This is a genomic window from Micromonospora sp. NPDC005979, from assembly GCF_040614415.1.
Lineage (GTDB): Bacteria > Actinomycetota > Actinomycetes > Mycobacteriales > Micromonosporaceae > Micromonospora.
Genome location: NZ_JBEXUR010000002.1, coordinates 430,698 through 447,774, shown reverse-complemented (window position 1 = coordinate 447,774; position 17,077 = coordinate 430,698). Strand labels below are relative to the sequence as shown.

Annotated in this window: 13 protein-coding genes and 1 pseudogene; 6 read left to right on the top strand and 8 right to left on the bottom strand. The window is 71.6% G+C overall.

The window, feature by feature from the left end:
* Nucleotides 1-59: 59 nt before the first annotated feature.
* Both ABZ272_RS05295 and ABZ272_RS05290 read right to left on the bottom strand, forming a co-directional pair.
* Entirely contained in the window at nucleotides 60-689 is a 630-nt protein-coding gene (locus ABZ272_RS05295; RefSeq protein ID WP_355048622.1) for a prepilin peptidase, read from the bottom strand.
* A gap of 10 nt (nucleotides 690-699) precedes the next feature.
* Complete coding sequence (locus tag ABZ272_RS05290) at nucleotides 700-1,704, bottom strand: EamA family transporter (RefSeq protein WP_355048621.1); 1,005 nt, start codon at nucleotides 1,702-1,704, stop codon at nucleotides 700-702.
* Nucleotides 1,705-2,175: 471 nt separating this feature from the next.
* Between ABZ272_RS05290 and ABZ272_RS05285 the strand changes: the two are divergent.
* The 3 genes and pseudogenes from ABZ272_RS05285 to ABZ272_RS05275 form a co-directional block, all read left to right on the top strand.
* A pseudogene (locus ABZ272_RS05285) lies at nucleotides 2,176-2,643 on the top strand (flagellar basal body protein FliL); the annotation flags it as partial.
* A gap of 368 nt (nucleotides 2,644-3,011) precedes the next feature.
* Nucleotides 3,012-3,428, top strand: a complete 417-nt coding sequence (locus tag ABZ272_RS05280) for a hypothetical protein (protein ID WP_355048790.1) — start codon at nucleotides 3,012-3,014, stop codon at nucleotides 3,426-3,428.
* A 133-nt stretch (nucleotides 3,429-3,561) separates the two neighbouring features.
* Nucleotides 3,562-4,800 (top strand): ATP-binding protein, encoded by a 1,239-nt coding sequence (locus ABZ272_RS05275; RefSeq protein WP_355048620.1) that lies wholly within the window; start codon nucleotides 3,562-3,564, stop codon nucleotides 4,798-4,800.
* A 41-nt stretch (nucleotides 4,801-4,841) separates the two neighbouring features.
* Here ABZ272_RS05275 and ABZ272_RS05270 read toward each other — a convergent pair whose 3' ends face one another.
* Nucleotides 4,842-5,390 carry an N-acetyltransferase gene (locus ABZ272_RS05270; RefSeq protein WP_355048619.1) on the bottom strand — a complete coding sequence of 183 codons (549 nt, stop codon included), beginning with the start codon at nucleotides 5,388-5,390 and terminating at the stop codon, nucleotides 4,842-4,844.
* A gap of 134 nt (nucleotides 5,391-5,524) precedes the next feature.
* Between ABZ272_RS05270 and ABZ272_RS05265 the strand changes: the two genes are divergently transcribed.
* Entirely contained in the window at nucleotides 5,525-6,070 is a 546-nt protein-coding gene (locus ABZ272_RS05265) for a DoxX family protein (protein ID WP_355048618.1), read from the top strand.
* 215 nt (nucleotides 6,071-6,285) lie between these two features.
* A complete protein-coding gene (locus ABZ272_RS05260; RefSeq protein WP_355048617.1) occupies nucleotides 6,286-7,731 on the top strand; it encodes a glycosyltransferase 87 family protein in 1,446 nt (481 codons plus the stop codon).
* A gap of 57 nt (nucleotides 7,732-7,788) precedes the next feature.
* On the opposite strand, the gene ABZ272_RS05255 is transcribed toward ABZ272_RS05260, so the two are convergent.
* The 5 genes from ABZ272_RS05255 to ABZ272_RS05235 all read right to left on the bottom strand — a co-directional run bounded on the left by ABZ272_RS05255 (nucleotide 7,789) and on the right by ABZ272_RS05235 (nucleotide 13,888).
* Nucleotides 7,789-8,217, bottom strand: a complete 429-nt coding sequence (locus ABZ272_RS05255; protein ID WP_355048616.1) for a molybdenum cofactor biosynthesis protein MoaE — start codon at nucleotides 8,215-8,217, stop codon at nucleotides 7,789-7,791.
* Nucleotides 8,214-9,470, bottom strand: coding sequence for a molybdopterin molybdotransferase MoeA (locus ABZ272_RS05250; protein WP_355048615.1), 1,257 nt, complete (start codon nucleotides 9,468-9,470; stop codon nucleotides 8,214-8,216). The genes ABZ272_RS05255 and ABZ272_RS05250 overlap by 4 nt, the downstream gene beginning before the upstream one ends.
* Nucleotides 9,471-9,586: 116 nt before the next feature.
* The gene (locus tag ABZ272_RS05245; RefSeq protein WP_355048614.1) at nucleotides 9,587-10,057 is read right to left on the bottom strand and encodes a MogA/MoaB family molybdenum cofactor biosynthesis protein; all 471 of its coding nucleotides are present in this window, start codon (nucleotides 10,055-10,057) and stop codon (nucleotides 9,587-9,589) included.
* On the bottom strand, nucleotides 10,054-10,545 hold the full coding sequence (moaC, locus tag ABZ272_RS05240) for a cyclic pyranopterin monophosphate synthase MoaC (protein ID WP_355048613.1): 492 nt from the start codon (nucleotides 10,543-10,545) through the stop codon (nucleotides 10,054-10,056). The genes ABZ272_RS05245 and moaC overlap by 4 nt, the downstream gene beginning before the upstream one ends.
* 265 nt (nucleotides 10,546-10,810) lie before the next feature.
* Complete coding sequence (locus ABZ272_RS05235) at nucleotides 10,811-13,888, bottom strand: BTAD domain-containing putative transcriptional regulator (protein WP_355048612.1); 3,078 nt, start codon at nucleotides 13,886-13,888, stop codon at nucleotides 10,811-10,813.
* 645 nt (nucleotides 13,889-14,533) lie between these two features.
* On the opposite strand from ABZ272_RS05235, the gene ABZ272_RS05230 reads away from it, so the two are divergent.
* The gene (locus ABZ272_RS05230) at nucleotides 14,534-17,053 is read left to right on the top strand and encodes an EAL domain-containing protein (RefSeq protein WP_355048611.1); all 2,520 of its coding nucleotides are present in this window, start codon (nucleotides 14,534-14,536) and stop codon (nucleotides 17,051-17,053) included.
* The last annotated feature ends 24 nt before the right edge of the window (nucleotides 17,054-17,077 follow it).

The window sequence follows — 17,077 nt, the reverse complement described above, 5'->3', positions numbered from 1 at the left end:
GCCGGACGAGCGGCGCGGAGTCCCCGGCCTCCCCGCGCCGCAGGCGGGCGGGGGCGCGGTCAGGTGAGGAGTGCGGCGAGCCACGCGCCGGCCAGCAGGGCTGGGCCGAGGGGGAGCAGGGTGTCTCGGCGTACCCGTCGCGCGGCGAGCAGGCCGACCACCAGCCCACCCTGTAGCAGGTGCGCCAGCAGGAGCCCGGTGAGCAGGGCGTCGTGTCCCAGCCAGCCGAGCGGCAGTCCGAGGACCACGGCGAGCTTGACGTCCCCGAAGCCGAGCCGGGATCTCGGCAGCAGGGCGAGCAGCACGTGCGCCGCGCCGCAGAGAACCGCACCGACCAGAGCGCCGACCAGACGCCCCGGAGTGGCGGCCAGCAACGCCGTCCCGGTCAGGCCGCCGAGGGCCAGCGTGCCGGCAGCAGCGACCAGTGGGTCGGGCAGCCGCAGGCACACGAGGTCGACCACGGCCAGCACCAACCCCACCACCGCCACCGCGACAAGGACCGGCAGCGCCGGGTCGTCGCGCCGCACAGTGGCGAGCCCCACGAACACCACGACCGACACCGGCGGACAGAGCCAGGCCGACCCGATCCGCCGCGCGGGCGGATCGACGAACCGCCGGGCCAGTGAGGGTACGACCAGACCGACCAGACCGCCGAGCAGCGCCACCCCCACCAGCGCGGCCGCCGACATGGGCCGGACGTTACCGGCGGGCTCCCGCCCGCGCCGCCCCCGATCGTGGAACCGCTGCCTTGCGGCGTGGGCGTTCGGTGCTCACCACCAGGGCCACCCCGGCGACGATGACCACCCCGCCGAGCAGCACCTGCGGTGTGATCGGCTCGGCCACGAGCAACGCGCCGAGCGCCACCGCGACCGCCGGGTTCACGTACGCGTACGTCGACACCAACGAGATCGGCGCGCTCTGCAGCAGCCAGACGTACGCCGTGAAGGCCACCAACGATCCGGCCACCATGAGGTAGCCCAGCGCCAACCAGGACCGGGCGCTGACGGCCGACGGGTGGAAGTCACTCAGTTCACCCCGGCCGGCGGCGACCACGGCCAGGGCCAGCGCTCCGGCCGCCATCTCGTACACGGTCGCCACGAACGGGTCGGCGGGCATTCCGATCCGTCCCGACAGGAACGACCCGAACGACCAGGCGGCGGCTCCCGCCACCACCGTCAGCGCACCGACCAGTGGCACCGCATCCGAGGTACCGGCCGGCAGCACCAGCAGCACCAGGCCGGCGAAGCCCACGGTGACCCCGGCGAACGTCCAGAGCGGCGGTCGGTCGCCGGTGACCGACCGCAGCAGCACCACGAGCAGCGGCACGGTCGCCACCAGCAGGGCGGCGACGCCGGAGGGCAGCGCCACCCCGGGCGGCCCGGACTCGGCGAGCACCACCAGACCGTTGCCGCCGGCGAGCAGGAGCACACCGACCAGCGCGGCCGAGCCGAGCTGTCGAGGCCGCACGCGGAGCGCGCCCGGCCCTCGGCGCAACCGCAGCACCACCGCCAGCACCAGACCGGCCACCGCGAACCGCATCGTGGCGGACAGCAGCGGCGGCAGCGTCTCCACCGTGATCCGGATGGCCAGATAGGTGGAGCCCCACAGCAGGTAGACCACGATCAACGCGGTCCAGACGAGGCTTGGCGCGGCGTCGGCGCGGCGGCCGGATGCGGCGGCGGCGCTCGGTGGAGATGAGCTCATCGGTGGACCACGCTACGGTGACCTCGGAGTCGGCGTCGCGCTTTGGTGGCCGGCCTCTCACCACTTGTGCAGGAGGGCGGCATGACGAACTACGGACCACCGGGTGAGGGCTACGGACGCCCTTGGCGTGGGCAACGCCCCGACGAGACGCCCAACCGGCCGCCGCAGCAGCCCTATCCGCCGGCTGCCGAGCCCTATCCGCCGACGGTCCAGCCCTACCCGGTGGCGTCGCAGCGGCCCGGCCCCTACGGCGGCGGCCCGTACGGCGGCGCGCCGGCGGCGCCCCATGAGGGCGGCCAGTACGGGGGCGGGCAGCACGGAGGCGGCCAGTACGGAGGCGGGCAGTACGGGGGTGGGCAGGGGACGCCGTACGGCGGCGGGGCCTCGGAGCCCTACGGCGGCGCGTACCCGGCCGTCGACGGCAACCCGGCCTACGGCCCAGGGTCCTACCGACCAGACGACGACCCGGCACCCGAGCCGCCGAGGCGGGGGCGGGGACCGCTGATCGCGGTGCTCGCCGTCGTCGTGCTGCTGGTGGTGGCCGGCGGGGCGTACTGGTTCCTGCGGGGATCGGACGATCCGGCGCCGACCACGGCCGCGCCAAGCGGCTCGGCCGCCGCGGCGGAGCCCACCGCCGGGGTGACCGATCCGGAGGAGCCGGCGCCGAGCGCCGCGGCGCCGGAGTCGTCGGCCGATCCGCGGTTCGTCAAGGTCGGGCAGTGTGTACGCAACGACGGCGTGGCGGGCGGCAAGCCCAAGCTGCTGATCAGCGGCTGCGCGCCGAAGTCGTACGAGGTGCTGCGCCGAGTCGACGGCGCGACCAGCGGTGAACGCGACGCCGAGGCCAAGTGCGCCAAGGTCGAGGGTTACACGAACTGGTACTTCTTCGACAGCGAGCTGGACACTCTCGACTTCGTGCTCTGCCTCAAGCAGCGCTGACCACCCACCCTGGGGATGACATGACGACCTACGGACCACCGGGTGCCGGGCAGCCGGACGACCCGTACCAGCGTCCGCCGACCGGCCCCGGCGGTCCGCCACCGGTCGATCCGACGCTCCCGCAGTGGGGGCCACCACCGGAGCCCTCGCAGTGGGCTCCCCCGGGGCAGCCGACGCAGTGGAACGCTCCACCGCAGCAGCCGGGGCAGTGGAATGCGCCACCGCAGCAGCCGGGGCAGTGGAATGCGCCGCCGGGGCCGTTCCCGCCCGCACCCGGTCAGCCGGGAGCACCGCTGGGTCCGCCGCCGCCCGGCGCGTACCCGATGCCGCCCGCCGCCCCCGCCGGTCGCAACGGCCGCAAGGTCGCCCTGATCGTGGGGCTGGTCGTGCTGCTTCTGCTCTGCCCCTGCCTCGGTCTCGTCGGTTGGGCGGCCTGGCGGATCGCCGACTCCGACAGCGACGCCACGCCCCTGCCGTCGGCGAGCGCGCCGGTCTTTCCTCCCGGCCTGCCCAGCGATGCGCCGAGCTCGGTCGCGCCGTCGCCGGACGAGGAGGAAGAGGAGGAGTTCGCCAAGGGCGACTGCGTGGTCAACGACGGCTCCGAGGACGACGCGGAGCTGCGCAAGGTGCCGTGCGGCCCCAACACCTACCAGGTGCTGCTGCGGATCCCGGCGACCACCGACGGGGACCGGTGCGAGACACTCGCGCCGCAGGCGACCGCGAACTACGTGCACGACAACTCGATCGACCTGTTCGACTACGTGCTCTGCCTGAAGAAGCAGTAGACGATTCCCGAAACTAGGGCTGTCTAGCGTGGACGCTAGACAGCCCTAGTTTTGTCTCGACGGCCTCGACACGCCGTAGCCTCATCTATCCATATCTAGCTTCCCAGCTAGAGGGCCCGATAATCTGCGATGCGTGGATCCGGTCCGCAACCCGTACGCCCCCGGCGCCGGTCAGCGCCCACCCGAACTCGCCGGGCGGGGGCGCGAGCTGGACGTGTTCGACATCGTGCTGGAACGCATCGCCCGCGGCCGGCCCGAGCGCAGCCTCATGCTCACCGGGCTGCGCGGCGTCGGCAAGACCGTCCTGCTCAACACCCTGCGGTCCCAGGCGATCAACCGACTCTGGGGCACCGGCAAGATCGAGGCTCGTCCGGACCAGTCCCTGCGCCGCCCCGTCGCCGCCGCGCTGCACATGGCGGTCCGCGAACTCGCCCCGCGCCACCGCGCCCCCGACCGGATCGACGCCTTCCTCGGGGTGCTCAAGGCGTTCGCCCAGCGGTCCGCACCGGCAGGCCGCGGGGCCACGCCCAAGCTGCGCGACCGGTGGCAACCCGGCATCGACGTACCCGCCGCCAGTGGCCGGGCCGACTCCGGCGACATCGAGATCGACCTGGTCGAGCTGTTCAGCGACGCCGCCGACGTGGCCAGCGACGTCGGCACCGGCATCGCGCTCTTCATCGACGAGATGCAGGACGTCGGGCCGGAGGACGTCTCCGCGCTCTGCGCCGCCTGCCACGAGCTGTCCCAGATCGGCGCCCCGCTGATCGTCGTCGGCGCCGGGCTGCCACACCTACCGGCCGTGCTCAGCGCCGCCAAGTCGTACTCCGAGCGGCTCTTCCGCTACCAGCGCATCGACCGGCTCGACCGGATCGCCGCCGACCAGGCGCTCTGCGCCCCGGCCGAGCGCGAGGAGGTGGAGTACGAGCAGAAGGCGCTCGACCTGCTCTACGAGAAGTGCGGCGGCTACCCGTACTTCGTCCAGGCGTACGGGAAGGCGACCTGGGACCATGCGCCACGGTCGCCGATCACCGCGGCGGACGTCCGGGTCGCCGCACCCGAAGCCGAGGCCGAACTGGCGGTCGGGTTCTTCGGCTCCCGGTTCGAGCGGGCCACCCCGGCCGAGCGTGAGTACATGCGGGCGATGGCCACGCTGTCCCTGGTGGAGGGCGAAGCCAGCGGGACGGTACGCGACGACATGGACGCCGCCGTGCCCACCGCCGAGATCGCCCGTGCCCTCGGCCGGAAGCCGGCCAGCCTCTCCCCGGCGCGGGACGCGCTGATCAAGAAGGGGCTCATCTACTCGGGCGAGCGGGGCACGGTGGCCTTCACCGTTCCACACTTCGGCCGCTACCTGCGCACCCAGCCGGCCTGACCCCGCGACCGGATCGGCCCGGCGCGGTGACGGGCCGGGCGTCAGACCTGGGACCAGGGCGCGGGAAAGACGACCTCACCGCGCGGCGGCGGGCCCTCCTCGCTGGTGGACGGCGGCAGCACCAGCGCCTGCCACGGCTCACCGAGACCGGCCCACGGACTGCTGAGCCCCAGCTCGGTGGCCGGTCCGAAGCCGAAGCGGCGGTAGAAGGCCGGGTCACCGAGCACCACGACCACCCGCTCGCCCAGTTCGGTGGCGGCGTCCAGGGCGGCCTGCACCACCGCGCTGCCGTGTCCGACCCGCTGTCGGTGCGGCGCCACGGCCACCGGCCCGAGTGCCAGGGCGGGCACCACGGCACCGCGTTCGGGCCGCACCCGCACCCGGGTGAGCAGCGCGTATCCGACGATCTCACCGCCGTACTCGGCGACCATGGCCAGCTCGGGCAGCCAGGCGTCGGTGCCGCGCAGGTCGTCGACCAGTCCCACCTCCGGCGGCGTCTGCACGTCCGGGCGGGCGAACGCCGAGGCCAGCACCCGACGCACCGGGCCGGCGTCGGCCGGGCCCTCGGGGCGGAGCCGAAGCGTCGTCACCCGCGCGACGTTACCCGTCACGCCCCGTCCATCAGCGATGGTCGCTCGATTCGGCGTGGCGCGCGCGCCCGGAGACCGATCCGGATCCGCCGGTTGACCGGGTAGCAAACGCCGCGAGGGGGTATGACTGATCCATGACGCCCGTACGCTCCCTCGCCCGCGCCATGCTGAGCGGCATCTTCGTGATCCAGGGATACCGCAACCTCCGCAACCCGCACCGACTGGCGGAGACCGCCAAGCCGGTGACCGACAAGGTCGCGCCGTTGCTGCAGAAGGCGCACCCGAAGATCCCCACCGACACCGAGTCGTTGATCCGGCTCAACGCGGCGACGCAGGTCGGGGCGGGGCTCATGTTGGCCACCGGGCGGTTCAGCCGGCCCGCCGCGCTGGTCCTCGCCGGCACCCTGGTGCCCGTGACCATCGCCGGGCATCCGTTCTGGAAGAACGACGACCCGGTCGCCAAGAACAACAACCAGATCCACACCCTCAAGAACCTCGGGCTCCTCGGCGGTCTCCTCCTCGCGGCCGTCGACACCGAGGGCAAGCCCGGCGTGCGCTGGCGTACGGGTCACCGCATCGGCCACTCTCGACGCTCCATGCAGCGCGCGGTGCGCACCGCCCGCCGCGAGGCACGGATCGCCGTCCGGTCGGCGGCCACCGCGCGTCGACTCCCCGGCTGACCTGCCTCGATGCCTCTCGTTCGCTTCCCCACCCCCCGCTAAGGCCGCGAATTACCTGAACCACCCGGTAGGCGTTAACGCGGTGGAAATGTCAAAAACATGTGTGGGATCGGACACGGTCGCATAACGCGGGAGGCATTGACGTGAGGCGCCGTTCTAGGCTCCGTGCAGGACCTGGACGGGTAGGACGACCTTGGTACGGGGGTGGCCACGCCATGCCGACGACTGTCGGTAGACGGGCGGACCGCCTCGCCCCAGTTCAGCGCATGACCCGGGGGATCGATCGCAGGAGTGTCGTACGGGGCGCCGTCGTGGTCGCCGTCGCCTACGCCGCATGGCTCGCCATCGGCGAGTTCGGGCGACCGTACAACTTCTTCGATATGAAGATCTACCACGGCGCGGTGGTGTGGTGGGCGAGCGGTCACGAGCTCTACGAGTTCATCGCGCCCGGCACCACGCTCGGTTTCACCTACCCGCCGTTCGCCGGACTCGTCATGTTGCCGATGGCACAGCTACCGATCGGCGCGGCCGGGATGGTCAACGCCCTCGCCAGCATCGCCGCGCTGGCCCTGGTGCTGGCCGGGCTGCTGCGCCCCATCGTGGACCGGTTGGCGTGGCCACTGTGGTTCACCGTGGCCCTGGCCGTCCCGCTCGCCGTCGCCATCGAGCCCAGCCGCGAGACACTGGGGTACGGCCAGGTCAACCTCCTGCTCTTCGCCCTGATCATGGCGGACCTCATCGGGCTGCGCTGGCGCTCCCGCCGGGGCACCCACTACGCCGCGACCGACGGTCCGCTGCTGCGCTTCGTCTACGGTGGCGCCTGGGCGGGCGCCGGCATCGGCCTGGCCACCGCCGTCAAGCTCACCCCGGCGCTGTTCATCGCCTACCTGCTGATCACCCGGCAGTGGCGGGTGGCGGCCACCGCGATCGGCACGGCGATCGGCGTGACCGTCGGTACGTTCGCGATCGTCGGCGACGAATCGCGTACCTACTTCGGCAGCGTGCTCTGGCAGACCGAGCGCGTCGGCGCGGCCGACATGACGCCGAACCAGTCGCTCGCCGGCCTGCTGGCCCGCCTGTACGACTCGATCGAGACGCCCGGCCTGCTCTGGTTCGCCTTCTCGGTGCTGATCCTGGCGCTGGGCCTGTCCCGGGCGGCCAGTTCACGCGCCGAGGGCGACGAGCTGACCGCGTTCACGCTTGTCGGACTGACCGCCAACGTGATCAGTCCGATCTCCTGGACGCACCACCTCGTCTGGGTGATCCCGGCGATCATCGTGCTGGCCGACGCCGCCGTACGCCGCCGCGAGGCCAGCCGGGGCCTCTCGCAGCGCACCGGCCAGGGGCCGGCGCTCGGTGGCCTGAACGGCCTGAACGCACTTCGCCCACCGATCTGGTATCCCACGCTGACCGGGCTCCGGCACGGCGTCGCCGCCGTCGGGCTCTACCTGCTGTTCCTCATCTCCCCCATCTGGCCGTACGAGCACCAGTTGCCGGAGGTGTCGCACTACCAGGACGGCCTGTTCGGGGCGCTGATGGAGAACTCGCTGGCTCTCGCCCTGATCGTGCTGGTCGCGGCCCTGCCCTGGCGGCCCGGCGCTGAGCCGGCCTTCTACGGCGAACGACTCGCCCGGGCAGTGGTGGTGAACGGCCGCCGCTAGAACCTTGCCTGGCCGCCGTCTGGGCCCGCCGCAGGCCGGCCCAGGGCGATGGCCCGGTCAGGGGCAGTTGACCCACTCCTCGGTGCCGTCGGCGAAGACCTGTCGCTTCCAGATGGGCAGGCGGGCCTTGGCCTCGTCGACCAGTCGGGCACACGCGGTGAAGGCGGCGGCGCGGTGCGCGGTGCTCACCGCGGCGACCAGCGCCACGTCACCGATGGCCAACGGGCCGACCCGGTGCGAGACCGCCACCGCGTAGACGTCGGGGTCGGCCGCGATCTCGGCGGCCACCTCGCGCAGCACCTGCGCGGCGCTCGGGTGCCCCTCGTAGTCCAGGCTGACCACCGCACGCCCGTGGTCGTGGTCGCGGACGACGCCCTGGAAGGAGACGACCGCGCCGGCCCGACGGTCGGCGACCGCCGCCTCGTGGGCGGCGAGGTCCAGGGGCCGGTCGGTGACCTCGACGACGGTGATCGCCGGCGCGGTCACGATGCCCGCTCCCCGGACAGCAACGGCAGCGGCACGATCGGCACCCGGTCACCCTGCGCGCCGCTGGTGCCCGGTCGGATGACGGCGAACCCGTCGGCGCCCGCGAGGCCGCGCAGCATCGCCGAACCGACGTGCCGCACCGGGTGCGCCGTGCCGGCGGTCCGGTCCAGCCGAACCAGCGCCAGGTGGGTGTGGTCACCGCGCCCGGGCACCGCCTCGGCCAACGTGGCGTGCGGCAACACCGGCATCGAGCGACCCGCGAGGCCGGCGAGCAGCGGCGCGACCAGTGACACCAGCGCGACGATCGCGGACTGCGGATTGCCCGGCAGGCCGGCGACGAACCGGACCCGCCCGTCCGGATCGGCCAGCCGGGCCAACAACATCGGGAAGCCCGGCCGGACCGCCACCGTGTTGACCACGTAGTCGGCGCCCAGCGCCTCCAGGGTCGGGTGCAGATGGTCGACCGGACCGTGCATCGTGCCGCCGGTGGTGCAGACCAGGTCGGCGGTGGTCAGCGCCGTACGCAGCGCCGCCACGTGCGCGGGCAGCGTGTCCGCCACGGGCCCCACCACATCCGAGGGGCGGACGTGGCACCCGTACCGCCGCAGCCACGCCGGCACCGCTGGGCCCAACGCGTCCCGCACCCGACCCGCCGCGGGCGGGCCCGCCGTCAGCAACTCGTCGCCGAAGACCAGCAGCGCGGCGCGCGGCGCGCGCCGGACCAGCAGCGTGTCGTGGCCGCAGGAGGCGGCCAGGCCGATCACCGCCGGGTCGACCGGCGTGCCGACGGGCAAGAGCTCCTCATCGGCGTACGCCTCCTCGCCCGGCTGCCGCCACTCCGGCGTGCGCCGGGGCGTTCCGCTGACCAGACCGTCGGCGACGGTGGACTCCTCGACGCGCAGCACGGCGCTGGCGCCCTCCGGGACCATCGCTCCGGTCGCGATCTCGACGGTCGTGCCGTCGTCGGTGAGCGGCCCGGGAGTGTTGCCGGCCAGTACCCGCCCGACGATCCGCCACGGCCCGTCGCCCCGGACGGCCCAGCCGTCCACGCTGGAGGTGGGGAACGCGGGCAGGTCGGTGCGGGTGGTCAGGGGCTCGGCCAGGGTCAGCCCGTCGGTGTCGACCAGCGGCCGGGGGACGGCGGGCAGTGCGGCGGCCAGGCCTACCGCGTACACCCGGGACCGCGCCTCCTCCCACCCGGCCGGCGGGGGCGCGGCGACCTGGGCCGCCGTTGGTGTGGTTTCCGTTCGCACCGACCGAGCCTATCGGGACGGACGGACAGCCGGCGCGCTCTGGCGACCCGAGACGGGCTGCGGGCCGATCGGTGATCGCTGCGGCGCGGCTGGCTGGTCCGATTCCGCGCGTGCGGTCAGTGGTCGCCGCCGCGCAGTTGGTCGACGGTGTGGCCGAGGATCGGCCCCAGCACGGCGAGGCCGTCGCGGGCGCCGCCCGTCGAACCGGGCAGGTTGACCACCAGCATCCGGCCGGCCACCCCGGCCAGCCCCCGGGACAGCACCGAGGTGGGTACCCGTTCCCGACTGTGCGACCGGATCGCCTCGGCGATGCCGGGGATCTCGTAGTCCAGCAGGGCCCGGGTCACGTCCGGCGTCCGGTCGGACGGCGTGACGCCGGTGCCACCGCTGGTCAACACCACGTCGACACCGTCGCTGGCCGCCGCCCGCAGAGCCTCGCCGACGGGCTCGCCGTCGGGCACCACGACCGGATCGTCCACCTGACAGCCCAACTCACGCAGGCCCGCGACGAGCAGCGGACCACTGGTGTCGGCGTAGACGCCGGCCGCCGCCCGGTTGGAGGCCACGATCACCCGGGCCCGGATCACGGCCGGTCCTCCGGCCGCACCCACTCGCCGGTCTTGCCGCCCTCCTTGCGCAGCACCCGGACCGCCTCCACCGAGGCCGCCGGGTCGACCGCCTTGACCATGTCGACGAGCGCGAGGCCGGCGACCGCGACGGCGGTGAGCGCCTCCATCTCGACTCCCGTCCGGTCCGCCGTGCGGGCGGTGGCGGTGATCTCCACGGTGTCGGTCGTCAGGCGCAGGTCGACGGTGACGCCGTGCAGGGCGATCGGGTGGCAGAGCGGGATCAGCTCCGGGGTGCGTTTGGCCCCCATGATTCCGGCGAGCCGGCCTACCGCCAGTGCGTCGCCCTTGGGCAACCCGTCCCGTTGTAGCAGGCCGACGACCTCTTCGGTGGTGCGCAGACGGCCCGCCGCGACGGCCAGCCGCCCGGTCACCGACTTGGCGGAGACGTCGACCATGCGGGCCGCGCCGGCACGGTCGACGTGGCTGAGCTGCGCGGGTTCGGTCACGGCGCTGAGCCTATCGCTGCGGTACGACGCTCGGACGCTCGGAAGGGGTGACGGCACAGCAGCTCGCCGGGTGCGACGGCGCCTCCACTGGACCGTCACCCCTTCCTGGCCGGACCCGTCACCGGAGTCGCTGGGGGGTGACCCGGTGACGGGCTTGTCTCGACGACCTGGTTCTGCCCAGGGGCAGAACCTCCCCCGTTCGTCGATACGCGGGAGAAGCTATCGAGCCCGGCGATAAGAAATCGATAAGCGACGTGTGGGCAGGTCAGCGACCTGTCTCGTCGTCCAGCCCGGCGAGGCGACGCTCCACGTCGAGGCGTTCCGGCACACCCATCCGGCGGAAGATGGCGAGCGCCCGTTCCCAGTGCCTCCGGGCCTCGACCGGATCGATACTGGCGAAGTGTTCGCCCAGCCCGGCCAGCGCCCGTCCCTGCTCGTGCGGGTGGGCGATCCGGGTCGCCAACCGCAGCGCCTCACGGTGCATCTCGGCTGCCTCGCGATCCCGCCCACGTGCCCGCAACGTGCTGCCCAACTCGTTCAACGCCACGGCCTCGATGTGCCGTTCGCCGACGTCGGCAGCGAGATTCCGGGCAGACTCATGTTGCTGCTGCGCCTCGGCCAGCCGCCCGAGACCGCGATAGGCGATTCCGAGATCGATGCGGACCTCAGCCTCGGCGTATCGATGACCGGTGCGGTCGCGCATCGCCAATGAGCACATGAGGATCCGGATCCCCTGGGCTAGATCACCCATGCGGGTACGCACCGAGCCGATGTGACTGAGTGCGTTGAGGATGTGGAAGTCGTCGGAATTGGTCCGCGCCCACGCCAGGTGCAGACGATGCAGCCGTAACGCTTCCGCGTGGCGTCCCAGGGCCATGAGCGCCAGACCCAGATTCGGCAGCAGTATCGGACTTCCCTCGTTCCCGTACACCGTGTCGCGCAGGCACTCGAAACCAAGTGCCACCGCCTCGTTGAGGTGGCCGCTCCACAGATAGACGGCGGCGAGGTTGGCACGCGATCGCGCAGCACCCAGAACGTTTCCCGACCGGCGGAAGTATTCGACCGCGCGGGACAGGTAGTCGAGTGTGCTCTGCTTGTCAGCGGTACGAACGTATGCGGAGGCCAGGTAGTTGTTCATCAACGCCATGGCATCGACGTCTCCGGTCGCCTCCGCGGCGATCAGTCCGTCCTGGTGTGCCCGGATGATGTCCTCGAAATACCCCCTGATGTAGCAGAAGCGCCATAGCGAGCGCGCCATCCGCCAGGCGTGTTCGTAAAACCCTGACTCCCGCGCTGCCGACACCATCGCCACCAAATCGGTTCGGTGGGTCTCCAGCCACTCGCTGCTCGGTTCCCCGATGGATTCGAGCAGCTCAGGACGGCCGATCGGCAGGTGTGTGAGCTGGGAGCCGATCACGCCCGCTTCGAGCGTCTCGGCGACCCGCAGAGTCGCCGCCAGCACGAGATCGAACAGCTCTCCGAGCGCGACCTGCCGCTCGGCCGCGGGGTCGATGTGCGAACACATCTCGACGGCGTACTGGCGCATGAGGTCGTGCAGCCGATAGTGGGTCGCGTCCAGGTCCTCCACCAGGTGCCGATCGGTGAGCTCGTCGAGCGCCGCGCGCGCCTTCGCCACCGTCAGTCCGGTCAGTGCGGCGACAAAAGGAGGGCTTATCCGGCTACCCGGGTAGAGGCCCAGGAAGCGGAAGACCCGCTTGGTCGGCTCGGGTAGCGGCTCGTAGGAGGCGGCGAACGCGCCGGTGACCGTGCTGTTCTCCCCGCCCAGATGAAGGAGTACCGACGTCGGACCCGCCATCTGTGCCGCGAGATCCGCCAATCGCCAACCATGTCGGTGCGAAAGCCTGGCGCCCGCCAACCGGATCGCCAGGGGCAGGTGGCCGCACCGCCGGACCACCTCAAGCGCTGCTTCCGACTCGACGTCGACTCGTTCGCGGCCCACGCTCAGGGCCAACAGCTCGACGCCCTCCCCGGACGACATGACCGGCAGGGTCTGCGAAGCCCCGAGATCGGGGTGGGTGAATCGCCGTCGCGACGTCACCAGTACGACTGCGGTCGGCTCGACCGGCAGGAGCGGGAGGATCTGGTCGCTGCTGGCGGCGTTGTCCAAGATGATCACCGACTTCCGGCGGGCCAGCTCGCGTCGCCAGAGTTCGATCCTGCCGTCGAGTTCGACGGGCATCCGCTCGGACGACACCCCAAGCTGGCGAAGCAGGACGACCAGAGCCGACGCCGGTTCCACCAGGTCCTTCGCACCATGCCCACGCAGGTCGAGATACAAGCGGGCGTCCGGATACCGGTCACTCAGCTGGCGGGCCAGGTGCACGGCAAGCGTCGTCTTGCCGCTGCCGGCCATCCCGTCGATGAGGTGCACGACCGGGACCCGGTCCCCGACCCGCCGCGTCTCCGACAACAGCCGTGCCACCACGGCTTCGCGACCGACGAAATCGGTGATCGAGCGGGGTAAATGGTCCACTGGAGTGACCGGGGGTCTCCGCCCGATCGCCGAAGCGCGGGTCGACCCCGGCGCGGACGGGCGTCGGGCCTCGCTCTCGCTCCGGACGACATCAGTCACGCGGTTCGGCATCTCGGCAAGGATCCTGCGGCGCAATGCTTCAAGGGTGGCCGCCGGACCCACCCCCAACTCGGTGACCAGGCGCCTGCGGACCTCGTCGTACACGACAAGCGCCGCCGCGTTGTCGCCGCGCGAGCACAGCGTCCGCATCAGGAGGAGGTGCGTCGACTCGCGCAGCGGATGTCGGGTAACCACCTCCCGCAGTGACGGGATCGCGAGATCACCCCGTCCGGACCGGAGATGGACCTCGGCGAGGAGTTCCACCGCCAACAGCCGCTCCTCTTCGACCGCGACGGTGCGAGCCGCCAGTACGGGCCCCAGCGGGAGACCGGCAAGCATCGGGCCCTCCCACCGGGCCAGGGCCCGGCTCAACAGCTGGCCAGCCTGAGCCAGGTCGCCGACCGCCAGCGCCTGCCGACCCGAACTCCGCTCCGACTCGAAGCAAAAGACGTCAATCAGGTGCGGCGGCACGTCGAGTCGATAGCCGTTCCGCTGCCGCACGATAGTTCCACGCCCGGGCTGTAATGCCTCAAAGCCTCGACGCAGATTGGCGGCGTACGTCCGCACATTCGGCACCGCGGATCGCGGGGGACGGTCGGGCCATAACTCGTCGACGAGTTCGTCCACGCTCACCAGTTGGCCGGGTTGCACCGCGAGCATTGCGAAGATTGCCTGCTGCTTGGGAGTGCCCATGTGCAACGCGCCGCTTGGGAGTCGCGCGGAAAGGCCGCCCAGAAGCCGAATCTCCACCGTCCCTACTCCAGCCGTCGCGGGGTATTCAATCAGTCACGCAACGAAGCGTACGACCTGGCCCGGCCACCGGTGGGGCAGCCTTCGCGGAGCCCAACTCCCACCCGGCCAGGAGGTTGCAGTGTGTGAGCGGCAAGTTGCACAACGGGGTCCGCTTGACGGATCACGCCCCACCATCGTCAGATGGCGGGGCGACAATTCGCTCGTCGTGCACCTATCGGGCCCCACCAGGGCGCGCCCGCCTTCGCTTCTAGCCGAACCCCGGATGAGTCATCTCGGGGTGAGCCCCCAGACTGTGGGAATAACGCGACCACAATGTTCGAGCAATACCGCTAGCTGGTCAGTCGACACCGAGGGTCATAGGCAGAAGCCTCGACCGCACTCCGCGCAGGGCATGTGGACACAACGTGACATAACATCCCCATCTTGACTAATATTGCGCATACCGACATTTATTCTAACTAAATTGCCCTTCCTCCTCTTAAGCTGCCTTTCGTAGGAAGACCCCGTTCTGCGGATAGGTCGACTGGCAGTGAAAGGGGATTGCGATGCGCGGCACCGACTGGAACTGAATGTTTACCGGGGGCAACCGAAGCCTGACGAGAGTAGGCTGCGGGCACGGTGAGACAGCCCCTCGGGAGTGGCATGACCCTTCCTCAGCGACGCGAGATTGAGACCGATCGGCGGCTGCTGCTGCTCGTCGGTCTCGTCGTCGTTACCGCGGCGACGTTGATCGGAACCTCACTGCCGCCTGCGCTGGTCTCGGCAAGGTCGGCGACGGTGAACGACGTAGCGGTACTCGTCACGCTCACCCTCACGATCGCTCTGGGGACACTCGTCAAGGCCCGGGTGCGCATCCGGTCCACCACCCAATCGATCAGCTGGAACGAGACGGCCATCATCGTCGGTGCGGCCATCGCGCCGACTTCCGTGGTGGTCCTCAGCACCGCGGTCGGCATTGCCCTTGCCTCACTTCGCCTCTCGCCGATGAAGCTGGCCTTCGGCATCGGAAAGAACGTCATCGTCGCCTGGGGAGCCGGCACGGCGCTCGCGATGACGACGTGGACCTGGCCCCCATCGGGGCTGTCCGAGTTGCTCATGCCGCTGACGCTGGCCTACGTGGTCGCGGCTCTCCTGGACGATCTGCTCGCCATCCCGGTCATCGCGCTGGCCTCCCAGACCAGCATCGGAAGGCAGTTCCGGGCCAACCTCGACCTTCGGCTCGCCGGCTTCGCCGTGCGCTTCGTGGTCGCCGCCTTCACCCTGGTCATTCTTCAGGCGGAACCCCGCTTGCTGCTTGCCGTTCCACCACTGGTCCTGAGCCTGCACCTCGCCTACTCCGCACGTATCCGGGGTCGCACCGAACAGCAGGCGTGGCAGCGACTCGCCCGCACCACCGACGCGCTCAACGTGGTCGACCTGGACAACGTCCTCACCACGGCCGTCACCCAGGCCGCCGAACTGTTCTCCGCCGACGAGGTCGAGATCGAGCTGCGCGACGGTGGTCGCACCGTCCGGGGCGCCACCGTCGGCATCACCTTCGACGGGCCGACCGACACAGCCACCGAGGTGGACGGCACCGTCGTGCCCACTCCGCTGGAGGGCCACGACCGCTCCGTCGACATCGGCGTCCTGCGCCTGCGCTTCCGTGGGCCGGTGCGGCTGTCCGAGCGGGAGCAGTACACGCTGCGGACCTTCGCCTCGGCGCTCTGCACGGCCGTCCGTAACGCACAGGCGTACGCCGAGCTGGCCCGGGTGGCCGACGAGCACGCGTACGCCGCCGCGCACGACGCCCTCACCGGCCTCGCGAACCGGCGGCAGCTGCTCGATCAGGGCACCGAGCAGCTCAGTGCCCGGCACGCCGACGGGGTAACCGCCCTCGTGCTGATCGACCTCAACCACTTCAAGGAGGTCAACGACACCCTCGGCCACGCTGCCGGCGACCAGGTGCTGGTCCAGGTCGCCGACCGGCTGCGCGGGGCCGCCCAGTCGAGTGACCTGGTGGCCCGCCTCGGCGGCGACGAGTTCGCCGTACTCCTGCGCGGGCTGCCGGCCCCGGCGGTGGCCGCGCACCGGGCCGACACGCTGCTGGCCGCCCTGCACGAGCCGTTCGAGCTGGACGGGATGCGGATCAGCGTCGAGGCCAGCGGCGGGATCTCCGTGGCCCCGGCCAGCGGTGGCATGCCCGAGCTGCTGCGCCGCGCGGACGTGGCGATGTACCAGGCGAAGCGGGCCGGGCAGCGGATCTCCACGTACGCGCCGACCCGGGACACCGCCGACCTGAACCGCCTCACCCTCGGCGGTGATCTGCCCCGTGCGGTCGCCGACCACGAGTTCATCGTCAACTTCCAACCGATCGTCGACCTGGGCACCGGCGAGGTGACCAGCGCCGAGGCGCTGGCCCGCTGGCACCACCCCACCCACGGGCTGATCGATCCGCTGCGCTTCCTGGAGGCGGTGGAACGCTCGGGAATGCTGCCAGCCTTCGCCGAGGCCATCCTCGACCAGGCACTGATCGCCGCCGCCGACTGGCGTGACGCCGGCTTCGACGTGCCGGTGGCGGTCAACGTCTCGCCGCGCAGCCTGCTCGACGCACGCTTCCCCGGCTCGGTACTGGCCCGGCTGCGCGCCCACGACCTGCCGCCCGAGCGGCTGGTGCTGGAGCTGACCGAGACGTTGACGCTCAGCCAACTCGACGTGGTCGACCGGGTCCTCAGCCGGCTCCGCGACGAGGGCGTCCGGTTGGCGCTTGACGACTTCGGCACCGGCTACTCCTCCCTGTCGCTTCTCTCCCGGATACCCGTACACGAACTGAAGATCGACCGCAGCTTCGTCACGACCATGGAGAGTTCGGCCGAGGCGGCGGCCGTCATCCGCTCCACCCTCGACCTGGGCCGCAGCCTCAACCTTGCGGTGGTCGCCGAAGGCGTGGAGAGCGAACCGCAGCGGCGGGCCCTCTGGGAGCTGGGCTGCTCGGCCGGTCAGGGCCACCTGTTCGCCCGACCGATGCCCGCCGGGACCCTGCTCGCCACGATGCTGCGCGGCTCGGGGGGCCAACCCGGGACGCTGGCGCCGCCGCTGCACGACACCGGCGCGGTGATCCGCCTCAACCAGACCCGCCGCCAGGCCGGTCGCTCCCGCCCCGACCGCCATCTCCCGGCCTGACCGGGCACCTGCGCACCGACCAGG

Bases quoted from the DNA above. Each gene is read 5' to 3' on its own strand.
- ABZ272_RS05295 (WP_355048622.1), bottom strand. From the start codon at position 689: ATGTCGGCGGCCGCGCTGGTGGGGGTGGCGCTGCTCGGCGGTCTGGTC.
- ABZ272_RS05290 (WP_355048621.1), bottom strand. From the start codon at position 1,704: ATGAGCTCATCTCCACCGAGCGCCGCCGCCGCATCCGGCCGCCGCGCC.
- ABZ272_RS05265 (WP_355048618.1), top strand. From the start codon at position 5,525: ATGACGCCCGTACGCTCCCTCGCCCGCGCCATGCTGAGCGGCATCTTC.
- ABZ272_RS05260 (WP_355048617.1), top strand. From the start codon at position 6,286: ATGCCGACGACTGTCGGTAGACGGGCGGACCGCCTCGCCCCAGTTCAG.
- ABZ272_RS05230 (WP_355048611.1), top strand. From the start codon at position 14,534: ATGACCCTTCCTCAGCGACGCGAGATTGAGACCGATCGGCGGCTGCTG.